Raw genomic sequence first — 13,007 nt, 5'->3', positions numbered from 1 at the left:
CTGCCGATCGGCTCGGGAGAGGGCGCCTATCGCCCCGTGCGCGCCAGCAGCGCCGTCGCGGCCTCGACCACCGGGGCGACCGCCAGGCTCTCCATGTAGCAGCGGGTCTTGCTGGCGAAGTCGAAATCGGGCCGCGCCTTCAGCTCCGCGAAGCTCTCCGGCGTGCGCACGACGGCGCAGCGCGGCCCCCAGGGGGCGTAGCGCCACTCCGGGCTCGGGCCGAACAGGCCGAGGGTCGGGCAGCCGGCGGCGGCGGCCAGGTGCATCAGGCCGCTGTCGTTGCCGAGGTAGAGCCGGCAGCGCGCCAGGGCGGCGCCGAGCACCGGCAGCGGCGCCCGGCCGACCAGGTTGACCCGCCGGTCCCGCGGCAGGGCGGCCAGCACCGGATTGGCCTGGAAGCTCTCGTGCTCGGCGGCAATCACCGCGATCCGGGCGCCCGGCAGCGGGCCGTCCGCTGCGGTCAGGGCCAGGGCGACCTCGGCGAAGCGCTCGGCCGGCCAGACCTTGCCGGCCCAGTTGGCGGTCGGCCCGATCGCCAGCACCGGCGGGCCCTCGCTGGGCAGGATCCGCTCGGCGCCGGCCTCGTGGGCGGGGATCGTCCAGAGGGTCGGCGCCGGCGGCGGCTCCTCGCCGAGCAGCCGGCCGAGCTCGACGACCCGGTGCAGGGAGTCGTCGCGCCGGCCGATGACGTAGCGCCGGCCGGCCGGCAGCAGCCAGGCCAGGGCCGAGGCGCGCAGGTCGCAGACCGCCGCCCAGCGGTGCCGCACCAGCCGGCCCCAGAGCTCCAGCCAGTGCAGCCCGGCGCGCTTCTTGCGCAGCACCACGATGCGCTCCAGCCCCGGCACGCCGGCGAAGATCGGCGCCGCCACCGGGCCGGCGACCACCGTCACCCGGGCGCCGGGGTGGCGGCGCACCAGGCAGTCGAGCGCGCCGGTCGAGAGCACGGCGTCGCCCAGGCGGGTCGAGGTGACGAACAGCAGGCGCATGGGGTCCGGCGGGGGTCGGGGCGAGAGAGGGAAGGGTCGGGCGCCTTATAGGGGATCGGGCTTGGGCGTGCCATGGCTTGTCAGGAGGCGTGGTTCGCGCCACCTCTTGATTGCGACAGCCGAGCCGAAAGGAGAGCCATGACCGAGCGCCTTGCCTTCCAGTCCGACAGCCGGTCCCTGCTCTCGGTCGCCGGCCCGGACCGCGTCGCCTTCCTGCAGGGCCTGGTCTCCAACGACGTCGCCAGGGCGAGCGAGTCGCGCGCGCTCTGGAGCGCCTTCCTGACTCCCCAGGGCAAGTACCTGCACGACTTCTTCCTGGTCGGGCACGGCGCCGGGGACAATGGGGAACTGCTGCTCGACGTCGAGGCCGGGCGTGCCGCCGACCTGGCGAAGCGCCTGAAGATCTACAGGCTGCGCTCCAAGGTCGAGGTCGGCGCGCCCGACGGCTGGACCGTCGCCCTGGCCTTCGGCGCGGACGCCCTGGCGGCGCTCGAGCTGCCGGCGACGCCGGGGGCGGCCCGGCCCTGGCAGGGCGGCGTCGCCTACGTCGATCCGCGCCTGGCCGCCGCCGGCGCGCGCCTGATCCTGCCGCGTGCGACGGCCGAGGCGTCGCTGGCCGAGGCCGGCTTCGCGGCTTCCGGCCCCGACGAATGGGACCGCCGGCGCCTGGCGCTCGGCCTGCCCGACGGCAGCCGCGACCTGGAGGTCGAGAAGACCGTGCTGCTCGAGGCCGGCTTCGACGAGCTCGGCGGCATCGACTGGCAGAAGGGCTGCTGGATGGGCCAGGAGCTGACCGCGCGCACCAAGTACCGCGGCCTGGTCAAGCGCCGGCTGCTGCCGGTGACCCTGAGCGGCAGCGCCGAGCCCGGCACGCCCGTCACTGCCGACGGCCGGGAGGTCGGCAGCCTGCGCTCGGTCGCCGACGGCCGCGGCCTCGCGCTGCTGCGCCTGGAGGCGCTCGACGCGCCGGGGCCGCTCAGCGCCGGCGCGGCGACGGTCGAGCCGCAGGTTCCCGCCTGGGCGCGCCTTCAGAGCGCCGCGGCGAAGGGCGCCTGACCGGGCGCCAGCGCCGGCAGGCCGCGGGCCCTCAGGCCCTCGCGGCCCCAGCGCTCCAGGATCGCCGCCCTGAGCCAGGCCTCGGCCTGGGCGTGGCGCCGCTCGCCGAGCCGCCCTTCCTGCTTCAGCCAGGCGTCGTGCGCATCGAGCGTCGCGACCAGCTCGGCCAGCCCCTCGCCGCTCTCGGCCGAGACGCCGAGGCTCCGCACCGGCCAGCCGTCCTCCGGCTCGGCCAGCGAGAGGGCGCCGGCGAGGTCGGCCAGGGCGCGCTGCGCGACCTTGCCCATGTCGGCCTTGGTGACCACGGCAACCTGCGGGATCTCGACGATGCCGGCCTTCATGAACTGCAGCGAGTCGCCGCCGCCGGGCTGGACGCAGAACACCACCGTGTCGGCGACGCCGGCGACGTCGGTCTCCGACTGGCCGACGCCGACGGTCTCGACCAGCACCCGGTCGAAGAGCGCGCGCATCAGCACGACCGCCGACCAGGTGATCTCGGCGAGCCCGCCGAGCCGGTCGCGCGCCGCCATCGAGCGCACGAAGAGGCCGGCGTCCTCGGCGTCGCTGCGCAGCCTGAGGCGGTCGCCGAGCAGCGCCCCGCCGGAGCGCCGCGAGGAGGGATCGACCGCGACCACCCCGACGGTCTCGCCGCGCCCCCGGTAGGCCGCGATCAGCCTGCCGGTCAGGGTCGACTTGCCGACCCCCGGCGGGCCGGTGAGCCCGACCACCTGCGCGCGGGGCTCGGCGTAGGCCGCCTCCAGCAGCGCCACGACCTCGGGCGTTCCGGGCGCCGACTCAAGGTGGGCGAGCGCTCTGGCGAGCGCGCGCTTACTTCGTGGCAGAGGCGGGGGGGCGCCGATCGACATTCAATTGGCTATGAGATTGCTCTTAGCGTCGGCGGCTTATCTGACGATCAGAAAGATGTTAGGGGCATGAGAAAGAGCCTTCCCATCGTATTGCTGTGACTACATCGAGATATTGATTTGGATCTTTGTTCGACAGCCAGCAATATCCAATCCTAATTTTCCTAACTGGGTTCTTGAATAGATCGCTTGATATCGCTATATCGAGCGTTAACTTAAAATTTATCTCTTCATTTGGTAATAGCCGAACGGGAATGCATTTTCCCTTTTTGTTGAACCCCTTTTCAGTTGTTGGTATGGATATAGTTCTCAGCTCGTCAGCTTTTATTGCCTCAATGTATACACAGTGGTTAGAGACATTTTTTATGGATAGAAGGATATGACGGAGGTTAAGTTCAGACGTCGAGTCATTGACTGTAACTACTAGCGGGACATCAGGTTTCAAATGTTCATAAGCGGATTTTCCTGTCTTCACCGCGGAAGTAGCAAGCCCCAACACGGCGGCGATGTCGTCGATAACGAGTGCGTTGCGCACGTCCGGGTCAGCCTGGGCTGAATTGGCCTGGATCGCTTTCACGGATTTCGACTCGTCACGCTGCATGCTCATCTCCCATGACGTGTGTCAGCGCCGGAGCGGATCTCGGCATGTTACGCATGAAGCACGGGATAGTCAGCGCTTTCTGCAACGATTTTGCCCGGTGTAGAGGTCTCGAATTTGGAGCCTGTTGCGGCGAGTGAACTGCCTGGGAGAGCCTCCTCCTGCCAGCTCGAACGGAAAGCAGTTCGCCGTCACCGTGTCGTCTCGCTCAGCACGGCCAGGCTCTCGAAGCGCTTGATCCAGGGCTTGTAGAAGTGGCGCTCGGTGAAGCGGGCGTAGTCGGACATGTCGGGAACTGCCAGCTTGACCACGAAGTCGGGCTCGCCGGTCACGTGCCAGACGTGGGAGACCTCGGGCTGGCCGATCAGCTCGGCCTTGGTCTCGGCGACCCGCTCGGGCCGGTCGCGCTCCAGGGTCAGCAGCACGAGCAGCGTGACCCGGCGGCCGAGGAAGCCGGGGGCGACGACCGCGACCTCGCGCTCGATCGCGCCGATCTCGCGTAGCCGCTGGACCCGGCGCAGGCAGGCCGCGGCCGACAGGCCGACCAGGGCCGAGAGCTCCTTGCCGGTGCGCCGGCTGTTCTCCTGCAGCAGCGCCAGCAGGCGGAAGTCGAAGCTGTCGAGCTCGGCCACGGGATCCCCTTCTGCCGCGTCGCGGGTCCCTCCTTGGTACGGCGGGACGGGCCCGGGCTCCAGGGCGAAGCGCCCCGCCGCGCGAAGATTCCGCGTCGAGGGGCGAAGTTTGCGCGTCCTTCGCACGGCGACGCGGCGATCGCGCACCCGCCGCAAGGCCGGTGCCCGAGGCTCTTCCCACGGCGACGGGCCCTTCCGCGCCCTTCCGAGGAGAGAGCATCATGACGCTGCAGACTTCGTTCGACCCCTTCGGCCGGGCCGCGCGGCCGGCCTTCTTCCCGGCGGCCGGGCGCGTGCTGTTGCTGCCGCTCCGCGCGGCCAGCCGGCGCTGGCGCAACGGGCGCGACGCCGAGTGGCTGGCCGAGCTGCCGGACTACCTGCTGGCCGACATCGGCATCGGGCGGGCCGACGTCGAGGCGATCCGGTGCTGCGGGGCGCCGCCGGGCGCGCGGTGACGGCCGGCGCCGCCCGGCCGGGGCGCGCCCTACGCTTCGTAGCGCCAGCGTGAGGCGGCGGCCGCCGCGCGCAGCGCGGCGAGCAGGGCGGCGACGAAGCGGGAGGGGCGGAAGTCCTCGGTGGTGACCAGGCCGGTGACCCGCGACAGGCCGGCACCGGCCAGCGGGCGCAGGACGATGCCTTCCATCCGGCAGGCCAGCACCGAGAGCTCCGGCAGCACGGTCAGGCCGAGCCCGGCGGCGACCATGGCGAGCGCGGTGACCAGCTGGCGCGCCTCGCAGGTCACCTGCAGCTCGGCGAAGCGGCCGCCCAGGGCCGTCGCGACCAGGCTGTCCGAGGCCGTGCCGATCGGCGAGCGCACGAAGGGATAGGCGATCACCTCGTCGATCGACGGCTCCGCGTGCCCGGCCAGGGGATGGCCGGCCGGCAGCACGACGCAGGCGCGGTCCCGGCACAGCGGCTCGAAGACCAGGCCGCGGGTCGGCGTCCAGATGCCGGTGACGGCGAGGTCGACGCGGCCGCTGCGCAGCCGCTCGAAGGCCTCGGCGTCGTCGATCTCGCGGACGTCGAGGACCTGGGCCGGGAAGCGCGGCCGCAGGGCGGCGAAGGCGGGAGCCAGGAACAGCGCAGCGAAGGAGGCCGGGCTGGCGACGCGCAGGATCTCCGCGGTGCCGCGGCCGAGCGAGCGCAGCTGGTCGAGCAGCGCGGCATGGCCGTCGAGCAGGCCGCGCAGCGCCGGCAGCAGGGCCGCGCCGGCCGGGGTCAGCTCGATCGTCCCGCCCTGCCGCCGGATCAGCGTCGCCCCGAGCTGCGCCTCGAGCTGCTGGACGTGCTGGGTGACCGCGGGCTGGGTCAGGCCCAGTGCCTCGGCGGCCAGGGTGAAGCTCTGGTGATTGATGACGGCGAGCAGGCTGCGGACGCGGCGGATCGGGATTTCCCTGTTGCCGGCCGGGTCCATCGGATGTGCCTCATCGACATAATGAAACATGATTTGAACGGAAGAAAATAACGAACCAGGATCCCGCGGCAAGTCGTCGTCCGGGAGGTGGGCCGTGCTGCAGCAGTCTCGCGACAGGTCGATCACGCGGATCCGCGCGCGGCGCGGCCACTGCTGCTACGGCATGGGCCTGGGCGTCATCCTGCTCGACGAGGTCTATCCGGGCTTCCCGGGCGACCTGCGCAACGCCAGCGCCTATCCCTTTCCGATCCAGTACGAGATCGCCGAGGGCGTCGACATCCACGGCCTGGTCCGCGAGGCGGACAAGTCACCCTGTCTGGAGCCGGTGATCCGGGCGGCGCGCAAGCTGGAGCGCCTGGGTTGCCGGGCGATCGCCGCCGAATGCGGCTACTTCGCCTGGTTCCAGCGCGAGATCGCCGAGGCCGTCGATATCCCGGTCTTCCTGTCGAGCCTGCTGCAGGTGCCGCTGGCCCAGCGCCTGATCGGGCCGCGCCGGCTGGTCGGGGTGCTGGTGGCCGAGGGCGACCGCCTGGAGCAGCGGCACCTTGAGTCGGTCGGCGTGACGCTCGGGACGAACTATGTCGTGGCGGGGGCCAAGGACGGCGGGCAGTGTCCCGAGTTCGACAGCCTCTGGACCCGGGACCTGCGCCCGGACCTGCCGACCGCGGACTACGAGACCGCCGAGGCCGACCTGCTGCGCGTCGCCGAGGCCTTCGCCGCACGGCATCCGGCGATGGGAGCGCTGGTCCTGGAATGCACCGGCTTCCAGCCCTTCGGGCGCAGCATCCAGAGGGCCCTGGACCTGCCGGTCTTCAGCTGGTCGACGCTGATGGACTACGCCTATTCGGTGGTCGCCCACCGCGACTTCTACGGCCACGTCTGAGCCGCCGTCCGCGGCTCAGGCCGCCGTCTCCGCCGTGCCCTCGACCGGTTCGAAGCCCTCGAACTCGGGCGGGCCGAGGTAGAGGTCGCGCTTGGAGCCGGCGCCGGCGTGGGCAAGGCGGAAGGCCTCGGAGCGGGTCCAGGCCTCGAAGTCGGCCTTCGAGTCCCAGACGGTGTGGGTCGCGTAGAGCGCCTGGCCCTCGCGGGCCGGCCCCTTCAGCAGGTGGAAGGCGCGGAAGCCCGGCACGGCCTTCAGGTGGCTGTCGCGGCTGCGCCAGATCTCCTCGAACTCGGCCTCGCGGCCGGGCTTGATGCGGAAGCGGTTCATCGCGACGAACATGCGGGGCTGCTCCTTCTCGGTCGGGTGGGGCCGGGCGCTCGGGCTTCTGCGCCCGGGTCCCTGCGCTCGGGCCTCTGCGCCCCTACCTAGTCCGCGAAGGCCTTCTCGACTAGGAAGTCGCCAGGGTTGGCGTTGGAGCCCTCGGCCAGGCCGGCGCCCTCGCAGAGCGCCTTCGTGTCGGCGATCATCGCCATGGAGCCGCAGATCATGACCCGGTCGCTCGCCGGATCGAAGCCTTCCAGGCCCAGGTCGGCGAACAGCTTGCCGCTGGCGATCAGGTCGGTGATCCGGCCGGTGTGGACGAAGTCCTCGCGGGTCGTGCTGGCGTAGTAGGTGACGCGCTGCGGCGCGATCTCGCCGACCAGCGGGTCCTCCGCCAGGGCGTCGACCAGCTCGGCGCCGCAGGCCAGGTCGGCGACGTTGCGGCAGGTGTGGGTCAGCACGACCCGGTCGAACTTCTCGTAGGTCTCGGGCTCGCGCAGCAGGCTGGCGAAGGGCGCGATGCCGGTGCCGGTCGACAGCAGGAACAGGCGCCGGCCGGGCTTCAGGGCGTCGAGCACCAGGGTGCCGGTCGGCTTCCTGCCGAGCAGGACCGGGTCGCCCGGCTGGATGTGCTGGAGCCGCGAGGTCAGCGGCCCGTCGGACACCTTGATCGAGTAGAAGTCGAGGCCGTCGTCCCAGGACGGGCTGGCGATCGAGTAGGCGCGCAGCAGCGGCTTCTCGCCGTTCATCAGGCCGAGCAGGACGAACTCGCCGGAGCGGAAGCGGAAGCTCGCCGGCCGGGTCAGGCGGAACGAGAAGAGCTCGTCGGTCCAGTGGCGTACGGCAAGGACGCTCTCCTCGGTGACGGTCTTCGGCAGGGCAAGGGCGTCGGACGCCATGGGCCACGGGCTCCCAGCTCAGTTGCATGGATTTTCCTCGCCACGGGCCTGTCCGCGGGGGCGGTTCGACCGCCCTCCGAACCGGTGGCGAGGCTCCGTCATTTAACGGCTCGGCCGCGGAACGCAAGGAAAAGAAGCCGGGCAGAAGCGGGGCGAAACCCAGGCATGCACGCAGGTCGAGGGGAGGCGGTGACGGAGGGAAGATTCGCTCTGTCGCGCCCGTCGCCGGCAGCAGCAAATAACCCCGCCTTCCCTGGGGTCGGCTCTGCCGGGAGGCGGCTCCGGGCCGCGCCGGACCCTGCGCGGCCCCGCTTCCGCGGCTGGACTTCCCGCTGCCGCTGCCCCATGTCCTCGCCCATGACGAAAAGCGACAGAGGCGGCGGCCCCGCGGAGGCTTTCGACGAGCGCGGCTTCGGGGACGAGGGGGCGCGGCTCGGCGGGCGGCTGCGGCGTTTCGCCCAGGTCGGCGGCGAGGTCGGCTGGCTGGCGGCGCAGCTGGCCGGCAACCGCGTGCTCGGCACGACGCTCGACAAGGGCCGGCACTCGCGCCAGCTCAAGGCGGCGCTCGGCGGGCTCAAGGGGCCGCTGATGAAGGCGGCGCAGATCCTGGCGACGATCCCCGATGCGCTGCCGCGCGAGTACGCCGAGGAGCTGCGCCAGCTGCAGTCCAACGCGCCGCCGATGGGCTGGCCCTTCGTGCGCCGGCGCATGCGCAGCGAGCTCGGCGCGGGCTGGGAGGGGCGCTTCGAGAGCTTCGGCCGGGAGGCCGCGGCCGCCGCCTCGCTCGGCCAGGTCCACAAGGCCGAGAGGGACGGCAGGCTGCTGGCCTGCAAGCTGCAGTACCCGGACATGGCCTCGGCGGTCGAGGCCGACGTCCAGCAGCTGCGCCTCGCCTTCTCGGTCTACCGCCAGTACGACCGGGCCATCGACACCTCGGAGATCTACGCCGAGCTGACCGCGCGGCTGCGCGAGGAGCTCGACTACGAGCGCGAGGCCAGGCACATGGCGCTCTATCGCCGGATGCTGGCCGAGGAGGCCGGCGTCACGGTGCCCGAGCCGCTGCCGGAGCTCACGACCCGGCGCCTGCTGACCATGACCTGGCTGGAGGGCCGGCCGCTGCTCGAGGTCGCCGCCGGCGCCGACCAGGAGACGCGCAACCGGATCGCCCTCAACATGTTCCGGGCCTGGTACGTGCCATTCTACTTCTACGGCGTGATCCACGGCGACCCGCACCTGGGCAACTACTCGGTCAGGCCCGACGGCGGGGTCAACCTGCTCGACTTCGGCTGCGTCCGGGTGTTCCGGCCGGGCTTCGTCGAGGGCGTCATCGACCTCTACCGGGCCTTCGAGAGCGACGACGACGCGCTCGCGGTCAAGGCCTACGAGTCCTGGGGCTTCGCCGGCATCGCCGACAAGCCGGAGCTGATGGCGGCGCTCAACATCTGGGCGCGCTTCCTCTACAAGCCGCTGCTCGAGGACAAGGCCCAGTCGATCATGGGCGAGGCCGGCTCCTTCGCCGGCGCCGAGGCGGCCGGCCAGGTGCACAAGGAGCTGCGCCGCCTCGGCGGCGTCAGGCCGCCGCGCGAGTTCGTGCTGATGGACCGCGCCGCGATCGGCCTCGGCTCGGTCTTCCTGCACCTCAAGGCCGAGATCAACTGGCACCGCGTGTTCCGCGAGCTGATCGCCGGCTTCGACGCCAGGGCCCTGGCGAAGCGCCAGAAGGCGGCGCTGAAGGCCGTCGGCCTGCCGGAAGAGGTGCCGTAGGGGGGCTTCGGCCCGGGCCTGCGGCGAGGTGCGCGCGGGTGAGGGGCGGCGCGCCGCTCAACCCCCCTTCCCCGAAGCTCCGGGCTTTGCCAAAAGGAGAGGCCAGCAGGGAACGCGCCGATGATCCACGTCTACCGCTACCGTCCGGCCGGAACGCAGCAGGGCGGGGACGCCCGGCAGTCGGCGGTCGAGCGGGTCGCCTTCGAGACGGGGGACGTGATTCCCGAGGACGCCGTCTGGATCGACGTGATGTCGCCCGATCCGGAGGAGCGCCAGGCCCTGGAGTCGGCGCTCTGGATGTTCCTGCCGACCCGCGAGGAGGCCAGCGAGATCGAGCCCTCCAGCCGGCTCTACCGCGAGGGCGACGCGATCTACGTGACGGTCAGCGCGCTGGTGAAGTCGGACAGCGACGAGCCGCAGACCTCGCCGATCTCCTTCGTGCTGGCCGGCCGGCGGCTGCTGACCCTGCGCTACTCCGACCCGATGCCCTTCAAGACCTTCGCCCAGTACCTGGAGCGCAACCCGGAGAGCTGCGCCGCCGCCCAGGTCACCCTGGCCGGCCTGCTGGACGCGCTGATCGACCGGGTCGCCGACGTACTGGAGCTGCAGGGCGGCAAGCTCGACAAGATCGGCTGCGAGGTCTTCGAGAAGCCCGACGCCAAGCCGGGCACGCGCGACTACACCAACATGCTGGGCGCGCTCGGCCGCGTCGCCGACCTGACCGGCAAGGCCCGGGAGTCGCTCTCGACCATCGAGCGCGCGCTGCTCTACGTCTCGACCGTGGCGCGCCAGGAGCTGACCAAGGACCCGGCCGCCGGGCCCGAGGCGGCGACCGCCGGCGGCAGGAACGGCAAGGCCGGCAAGGGCGCCGCCAAGGACCCCCTGTCGAAGACGACCCAGGTCCGCCTGAAGACCCTGGTGCGCGACGTCGAGACCCTGTCCGACTACACCAACTTCCTGTCCGGCAAGGCCGACTTCCTGCTCAACGCCGTGCTCGGCCTGATCGCCAACGAGCAGAACGGCATCATCAAGATCATCTCGGTCGTCTCGGTGATCATCATGCCGCCGACCCTGATCGCCTCGATCTACGGCATGAACTTCCACGACATGCCCGAGCTGGGCTGGCCCTACGGCTATCCCGCCGCCCTGCTGGTCATGCTGATCACCGCGCTGATCCCCTACCTGATCTTCAAGCGCCGCGGCTGGCTGTAGACAGGGTCGCTCTCCCGAGTCGTTCCCGCTCTTCCATTCGCTTCATCCTGAGCTTGTCGAAGGGTGAAGCGAAGGCGGCACGGACAGGGCCGAATGGCTTCACCCTTCGACAAGCTCAGGATGAAGCCATCTTGTAGGAGGCTTGTGGGTAGCCTGCCTGACGGTGGCGAAGCGGCGCCCGCCCCCTACAGCGGCAGCTTGGACTGGATCGAGTCGAGGCCGGCCTGGGCGCAGCCGGCGTCCTCCTCGCCCGAGGGCGCCCCGGAGACGCCGATGGCGCCGACGACCTGGCCGGAGACCTCGATCGGCAGGCCGCCGCCGAGCATCAGGACGCCGGTGATGGAGCGCGCGCCGGACTGTGGCTGGCCGGGCTGGGTCGCCGCGGCCAGCGACAAAGTGTCGCTGCGGAAGGTGACCGCGGTCCAGGCCTTGCGGGTCGCGGTGTCCGGCGTGTGCGGCCCGGCGAAGCGGGCGCGCAGCATGGCCTGCGGGATGCCGAAGCGGTCGACCACGGCGACCGCGACCTGGAAGCCGCGCTCCGTGCAGGTCGCCAGGGTCGACATCGCCAGCTCGGCGGCGAGCTGGGGGGCCAGGACCTTGAAGGTCACCAGGGCCTCCTCCTCGGCCCGGGCCTGCGGCGCGAGCGAGGCGGAGAGCGACAGGGCGAGGCCCAGCGCGAGAGTGGGCGCGAGAGTGGGCGCCAGCAGGCTGGCGGCGGCGAGGCGGCGGATCATGGCGGTCTTCCTCCTGTCTATTGCTTTGTCTGTTGTCGGGGCGTGCCGGCCGCGGTCTCGGGCTGCGCCAGCAGCTCGTCGAGCTGCGGCCAGAAGAAGTCCTCGCCCGGATAGCCGACGATGCGCCCGACCTCGCGGCCGTGGCGCAGCAGCACGAAGGTCGGGCTGAAGCGCAGGCCCTCGATCGCGGCCAGGTCCTGGGGGAGCGGCGCGGTCATGTCGACCCGGCGCAGCGGCGCCTGCCGGCCCTCGTCGCTCAGCGGATAGCTGCCGCCGATCTCGGCGTCCCAGCGCGCGCACCAGGGGCAGGCCGGCCGCGAGAACAGCACCAGCTCGGCCGGTGCCGGCTCCGCCGCGCGGGCCGGGGCAAGCGGGGCCGGGGGCAGTCCCGCCACCAGCAGCAGAAGAAGGGCCAGCGGCAGCGTGCGGAGCGCCGCGGCGAGGCGCCGGCCCGGGGGGCGCTTCGGCATGGCCGTGACCGGGGTCAGGGACACATTCGTCTTCCAATATATTCGTTGTTGATATAATGATCGAACCGGCTAGGATTGCACGCAAGAAAACGACGTCCAGCCGCGGCAGGCACGCTGCCGGGCCCAACGAGGCGGCTAGAGGAGGAAGGGCTCTTGAAGAGAAGTCAGCTTGCGGCGGCGGTCGCGGTGCCGCTGGTCATGGCGCTCGCAGCCGGGATCGGGGGCGGCTCCCGCGCCCAGGCCGAGGACCTGGTGGCCTACCAGATCGTCGACGGCGCGATTCCGAAGTCGCTGACCGGCAAGCCGGGCGACCCGGCCGCCGGCGAGGCGACCGCGGTCAACCGCAAGCTCGGCAACTGCCTGGCCTGCCATTCCCTGCCGATCAAGAACCAGCCGTTCCCCGGCGACCTCGGCCCCGACCTGGCGTCCGTTGGCTCGTCCCTCAGCGAGGGGCAGCTGCGCCTGCGCCTGGTCGATTCGAAGAAGATCAATCCCGATACGGCGATGCCGAGCTTCTACAAGGTCGAGGGCCTGCACCGGGTCGCCAAGGCCTTCGAGGGCAAGCCGATCCTGACCGCCCAGCAGGTCGAGGACGTCGTCGCCTACCTGATGACCCTCAAGGGCAACTAGACAGCGAACATGCAGGAGATGAAGGACATGAGCGAGAGCGCGTTCCGCGCGATCACCCGCCGGCGCTTCGTCGTGACGGTCGCCGCCGGCAGCGCGGCCGCGGCGGCGCTGACGCTGCTGCCGGACGCCCCGGCCCAGGCGCAGGAGGCCTCGAAGAAGCTCGAGGACGCGATCAAGAAGGCGATCGGCGACAAGCAGCCGGCCGACGGTGCCGGCGTCATTGCGCTCGACGTGCCGCAGATCGCCGAGAACGGCAACACCGTGCCGCTCGGCATCGCGGTCGAGAGCCCGATGGCCGCCGACAACTACGTCAAGACGGTCCACCTCTTCGCCGACGGCAACCCCTCGCCGGGGGTCATCGCCTTCCACTTCACGCCGAAGAGCGGCAAGGCCGAGGCGGCGACGCGCATGCGTCTGGCCAAGACCCAGAACGTCGTGGCGCTGGCTGAGATGTCGGACGGCAAGGTCTTGATGACCAAGGCCGAGGTCAAGGTCACGATCGGCGGCTGCGGCGGCTGAGCGGAACGAAGCAGAGGAGCTAGACA

The 13,007-nt window shown here is 71.3% G+C and carries 16 protein-coding genes; 7 read left to right on the top strand and 9 right to left on the bottom strand.

The window, feature by feature from the left end:
• Positions 1 to 26: 26 nt before the first annotated feature.
• The gene (locus B9O00_RS00965; protein WP_085120553.1) at positions 27 to 986 is read right to left on the bottom strand and encodes a glycosyltransferase family 9 protein; all 960 of its coding nucleotides are present in this window, start codon (positions 984 to 986) and stop codon (positions 27 to 29) included.
• 138 nt (positions 987 to 1,124) lie between these two features.
• Between B9O00_RS00965 and ygfZ the strand changes: the two genes are divergently transcribed.
• Positions 1,125 to 2,042, top strand: coding sequence for a CAF17-like 4Fe-4S cluster assembly/insertion protein YgfZ (ygfZ, locus tag B9O00_RS00960; protein WP_085120552.1), 918 nt, complete (start codon positions 1,125 to 1,127; stop codon positions 2,040 to 2,042).
• Here ygfZ and meaB read toward each other — a convergent pair.
• The 3 genes from meaB to B9O00_RS00950 form a co-directional block, all read right to left on the bottom strand.
• Complete coding sequence (gene meaB, locus B9O00_RS00955) at positions 2,015 to 2,908, bottom strand: methylmalonyl Co-A mutase-associated GTPase MeaB (RefSeq protein WP_085120551.1); 894 nt, start codon at positions 2,906 to 2,908, stop codon at positions 2,015 to 2,017. The two genes, ygfZ and meaB, sit on opposite strands and share 28 nt — an antisense overlap.
• 58 nt (positions 2,909 to 2,966) lie before the next feature.
• Positions 2,967 to 3,506, bottom strand: coding sequence for a hypothetical protein (locus B9O00_RS32275; RefSeq protein ID WP_143596115.1), 540 nt, complete (start codon positions 3,504 to 3,506; stop codon positions 2,967 to 2,969).
• Positions 3,507 to 3,694: 188 nt separating this feature from the next.
• Positions 3,695 to 4,135, bottom strand: coding sequence for an Lrp/AsnC family transcriptional regulator (locus tag B9O00_RS00950; protein WP_085120550.1), 441 nt, complete (start codon positions 4,133 to 4,135; stop codon positions 3,695 to 3,697).
• Between the two features lie 221 nt (positions 4,136 to 4,356).
• Here B9O00_RS00950 and B9O00_RS00945 point away from each other — a divergent pair, with 221 nt between their 5' ends.
• On the top strand, positions 4,357 to 4,590 hold the full coding sequence (locus tag B9O00_RS00945) for a DUF1127 domain-containing protein (RefSeq protein WP_085120549.1): 234 nt from the start codon (positions 4,357 to 4,359) through the stop codon (positions 4,588 to 4,590).
• Positions 4,591 to 4,619: 29 nt separating this feature from the next.
• Here B9O00_RS00945 and B9O00_RS00940 read toward each other — a convergent pair whose 3' ends face one another.
• The gene (locus B9O00_RS00940; RefSeq protein WP_159460058.1) at positions 4,620 to 5,549 is read right to left on the bottom strand and encodes a LysR family transcriptional regulator; all 930 of its coding nucleotides are present in this window, start codon (positions 5,547 to 5,549) and stop codon (positions 4,620 to 4,622) included.
• A 94-nt stretch (positions 5,550 to 5,643) separates the two neighbouring features.
• On the opposite strand from B9O00_RS00940, the gene B9O00_RS00935 reads away from it, so the two are divergent.
• Entirely contained in the window at positions 5,644 to 6,432 is a 789-nt protein-coding gene (locus tag B9O00_RS00935) for an aspartate/glutamate racemase family protein (protein WP_085120547.1), read from the top strand.
• A gap of 15 nt (positions 6,433 to 6,447) precedes the next feature.
• Here B9O00_RS00935 and hmuQ read toward each other — a convergent pair whose 3' ends face one another.
• Positions 6,448 to 6,771, bottom strand: coding sequence for a heme-degrading protein HmuQ (gene hmuQ / locus B9O00_RS00930; RefSeq protein WP_085120546.1), 324 nt, complete (start codon positions 6,769 to 6,771; stop codon positions 6,448 to 6,450).
• An 86-nt stretch (positions 6,772 to 6,857) separates the two neighbouring features.
• On the bottom strand, positions 6,858 to 7,652 hold the full coding sequence (locus tag B9O00_RS00925; protein WP_085120545.1) for a ferredoxin--NADP reductase: 795 nt from the start codon (positions 7,650 to 7,652) through the stop codon (positions 6,858 to 6,860).
• 357 nt (positions 7,653 to 8,009) lie between these two features.
• On the opposite strand from B9O00_RS00925, the gene B9O00_RS00920 reads away from it, so the two are divergent.
• Positions 8,010 to 9,416 (top strand): ABC1 kinase family protein, encoded by a 1,407-nt coding sequence (locus tag B9O00_RS00920; protein ID WP_089229520.1) that lies wholly within the window; start codon positions 8,010 to 8,012, stop codon positions 9,414 to 9,416.
• A 120-nt stretch (positions 9,417 to 9,536) separates the two neighbouring features.
• On the top strand, positions 9,537 to 10,628 hold the full coding sequence (locus B9O00_RS00915) for a magnesium transporter CorA family protein (RefSeq protein WP_085120543.1): 1,092 nt from the start codon (positions 9,537 to 9,539) through the stop codon (positions 10,626 to 10,628).
• 185 nt (positions 10,629 to 10,813) lie between these two features.
• Here the strand turns inward: B9O00_RS00915 and B9O00_RS00910 are convergent, their stop codons facing one another.
• Entirely contained in the window at positions 10,814 to 11,362 is a 549-nt protein-coding gene (locus B9O00_RS00910; RefSeq protein WP_085120542.1) for a GlcG/HbpS family heme-binding protein, read from the bottom strand.
• A 17-nt stretch (positions 11,363 to 11,379) separates the two neighbouring features.
• Positions 11,380 to 11,856: a thioredoxin domain-containing protein gene (locus tag B9O00_RS00905; protein ID WP_322111156.1), complete on the bottom strand. Its 477-nt coding sequence runs from the start codon at positions 11,854 to 11,856 to the stop codon at positions 11,380 to 11,382.
• 129 nt (positions 11,857 to 11,985) lie between these two features.
• Here B9O00_RS00905 and soxX point away from each other — a divergent pair, with 129 nt between their 5' ends.
• Both soxX and soxY read left to right on the top strand, forming a co-directional pair.
• Positions 11,986 to 12,462 carry a sulfur oxidation c-type cytochrome SoxX gene (gene soxX / locus B9O00_RS00900; protein ID WP_235017005.1) on the top strand — a complete coding sequence of 159 codons (477 nt, stop codon included), beginning with the start codon at positions 11,986 to 11,988 and terminating at the stop codon, positions 12,460 to 12,462.
• A gap of 27 nt (positions 12,463 to 12,489) precedes the next feature.
• Positions 12,490 to 12,981 (top strand): thiosulfate oxidation carrier protein SoxY, encoded by a 492-nt coding sequence (gene soxY, locus B9O00_RS00895; RefSeq protein ID WP_089229547.1) that lies wholly within the window; start codon positions 12,490 to 12,492, stop codon positions 12,979 to 12,981.
• Positions 12,982 to 13,007 lie beyond the last annotated feature (26 nt).

The organism is Tistlia consotensis USBA 355 (genome assembly GCF_900177295.1).
Taxonomy (GTDB): Bacteria; Pseudomonadota; Alphaproteobacteria; order Kiloniellales; family DSM-21159; genus Tistlia; species Tistlia consotensis.
Note: the sequence above shows the minus strand (reverse complement) of the source record. Positions and strands in the feature narration are given on the sequence as shown.

Bases quoted from the DNA above. Each gene is read 5' to 3' on its own strand.
- B9O00_RS00910 (WP_085120542.1), bottom strand. From the start codon at position 11,362: ATGATCCGCCGCCTCGCCGCCGCCAGCCTGCTGGCGCCCACTCTCGCG.
- hmuQ (WP_085120546.1), bottom strand. From the start codon at position 6,771: ATGTTCGTCGCGATGAACCGCTTCCGCATCAAGCCCGGCCGCGAGGCC.
- B9O00_RS00965 (WP_085120553.1), bottom strand. From the start codon at position 986: ATGCGCCTGCTGTTCGTCACCTCGACCCGCCTGGGCGACGCCGTGCTC.
- B9O00_RS00925 (WP_085120545.1), bottom strand. From the start codon at position 7,652: ATGGCGTCCGACGCCCTTGCCCTGCCGAAGACCGTCACCGAGGAGAGC.
- B9O00_RS00945 (WP_085120549.1), top strand. From the start codon at position 4,357: ATGACGCTGCAGACTTCGTTCGACCCCTTCGGCCGGGCCGCGCGGCCG.
- soxY (WP_089229547.1), top strand. From the start codon at position 12,490: ATGAGCGAGAGCGCGTTCCGCGCGATCACCCGCCGGCGCTTCGTCGTG.
- B9O00_RS00920 (WP_089229520.1), top strand. From the start codon at position 8,010: ATGACGAAAAGCGACAGAGGCGGCGGCCCCGCGGAGGCTTTCGACGAG.
- ygfZ (WP_085120552.1), top strand. From the start codon at position 1,125: ATGACCGAGCGCCTTGCCTTCCAGTCCGACAGCCGGTCCCTGCTCTCG.
- meaB (WP_085120551.1), bottom strand. From the start codon at position 2,908: ATGTCGATCGGCGCCCCCCCGCCTCTGCCACGAAGTAAGCGCGCGCTC.
- B9O00_RS32275 (WP_143596115.1), bottom strand. From the start codon at position 3,506: ATGCAGCGTGACGAGTCGAAATCCGTGAAAGCGATCCAGGCCAATTCA.
- B9O00_RS00940 (WP_159460058.1), bottom strand. From the start codon at position 5,549: ATGGACCCGGCCGGCAACAGGGAAATCCCGATCCGCCGCGTCCGCAGC.
- B9O00_RS00915 (WP_085120543.1), top strand. From the start codon at position 9,537: ATGATCCACGTCTACCGCTACCGTCCGGCCGGAACGCAGCAGGGCGGG.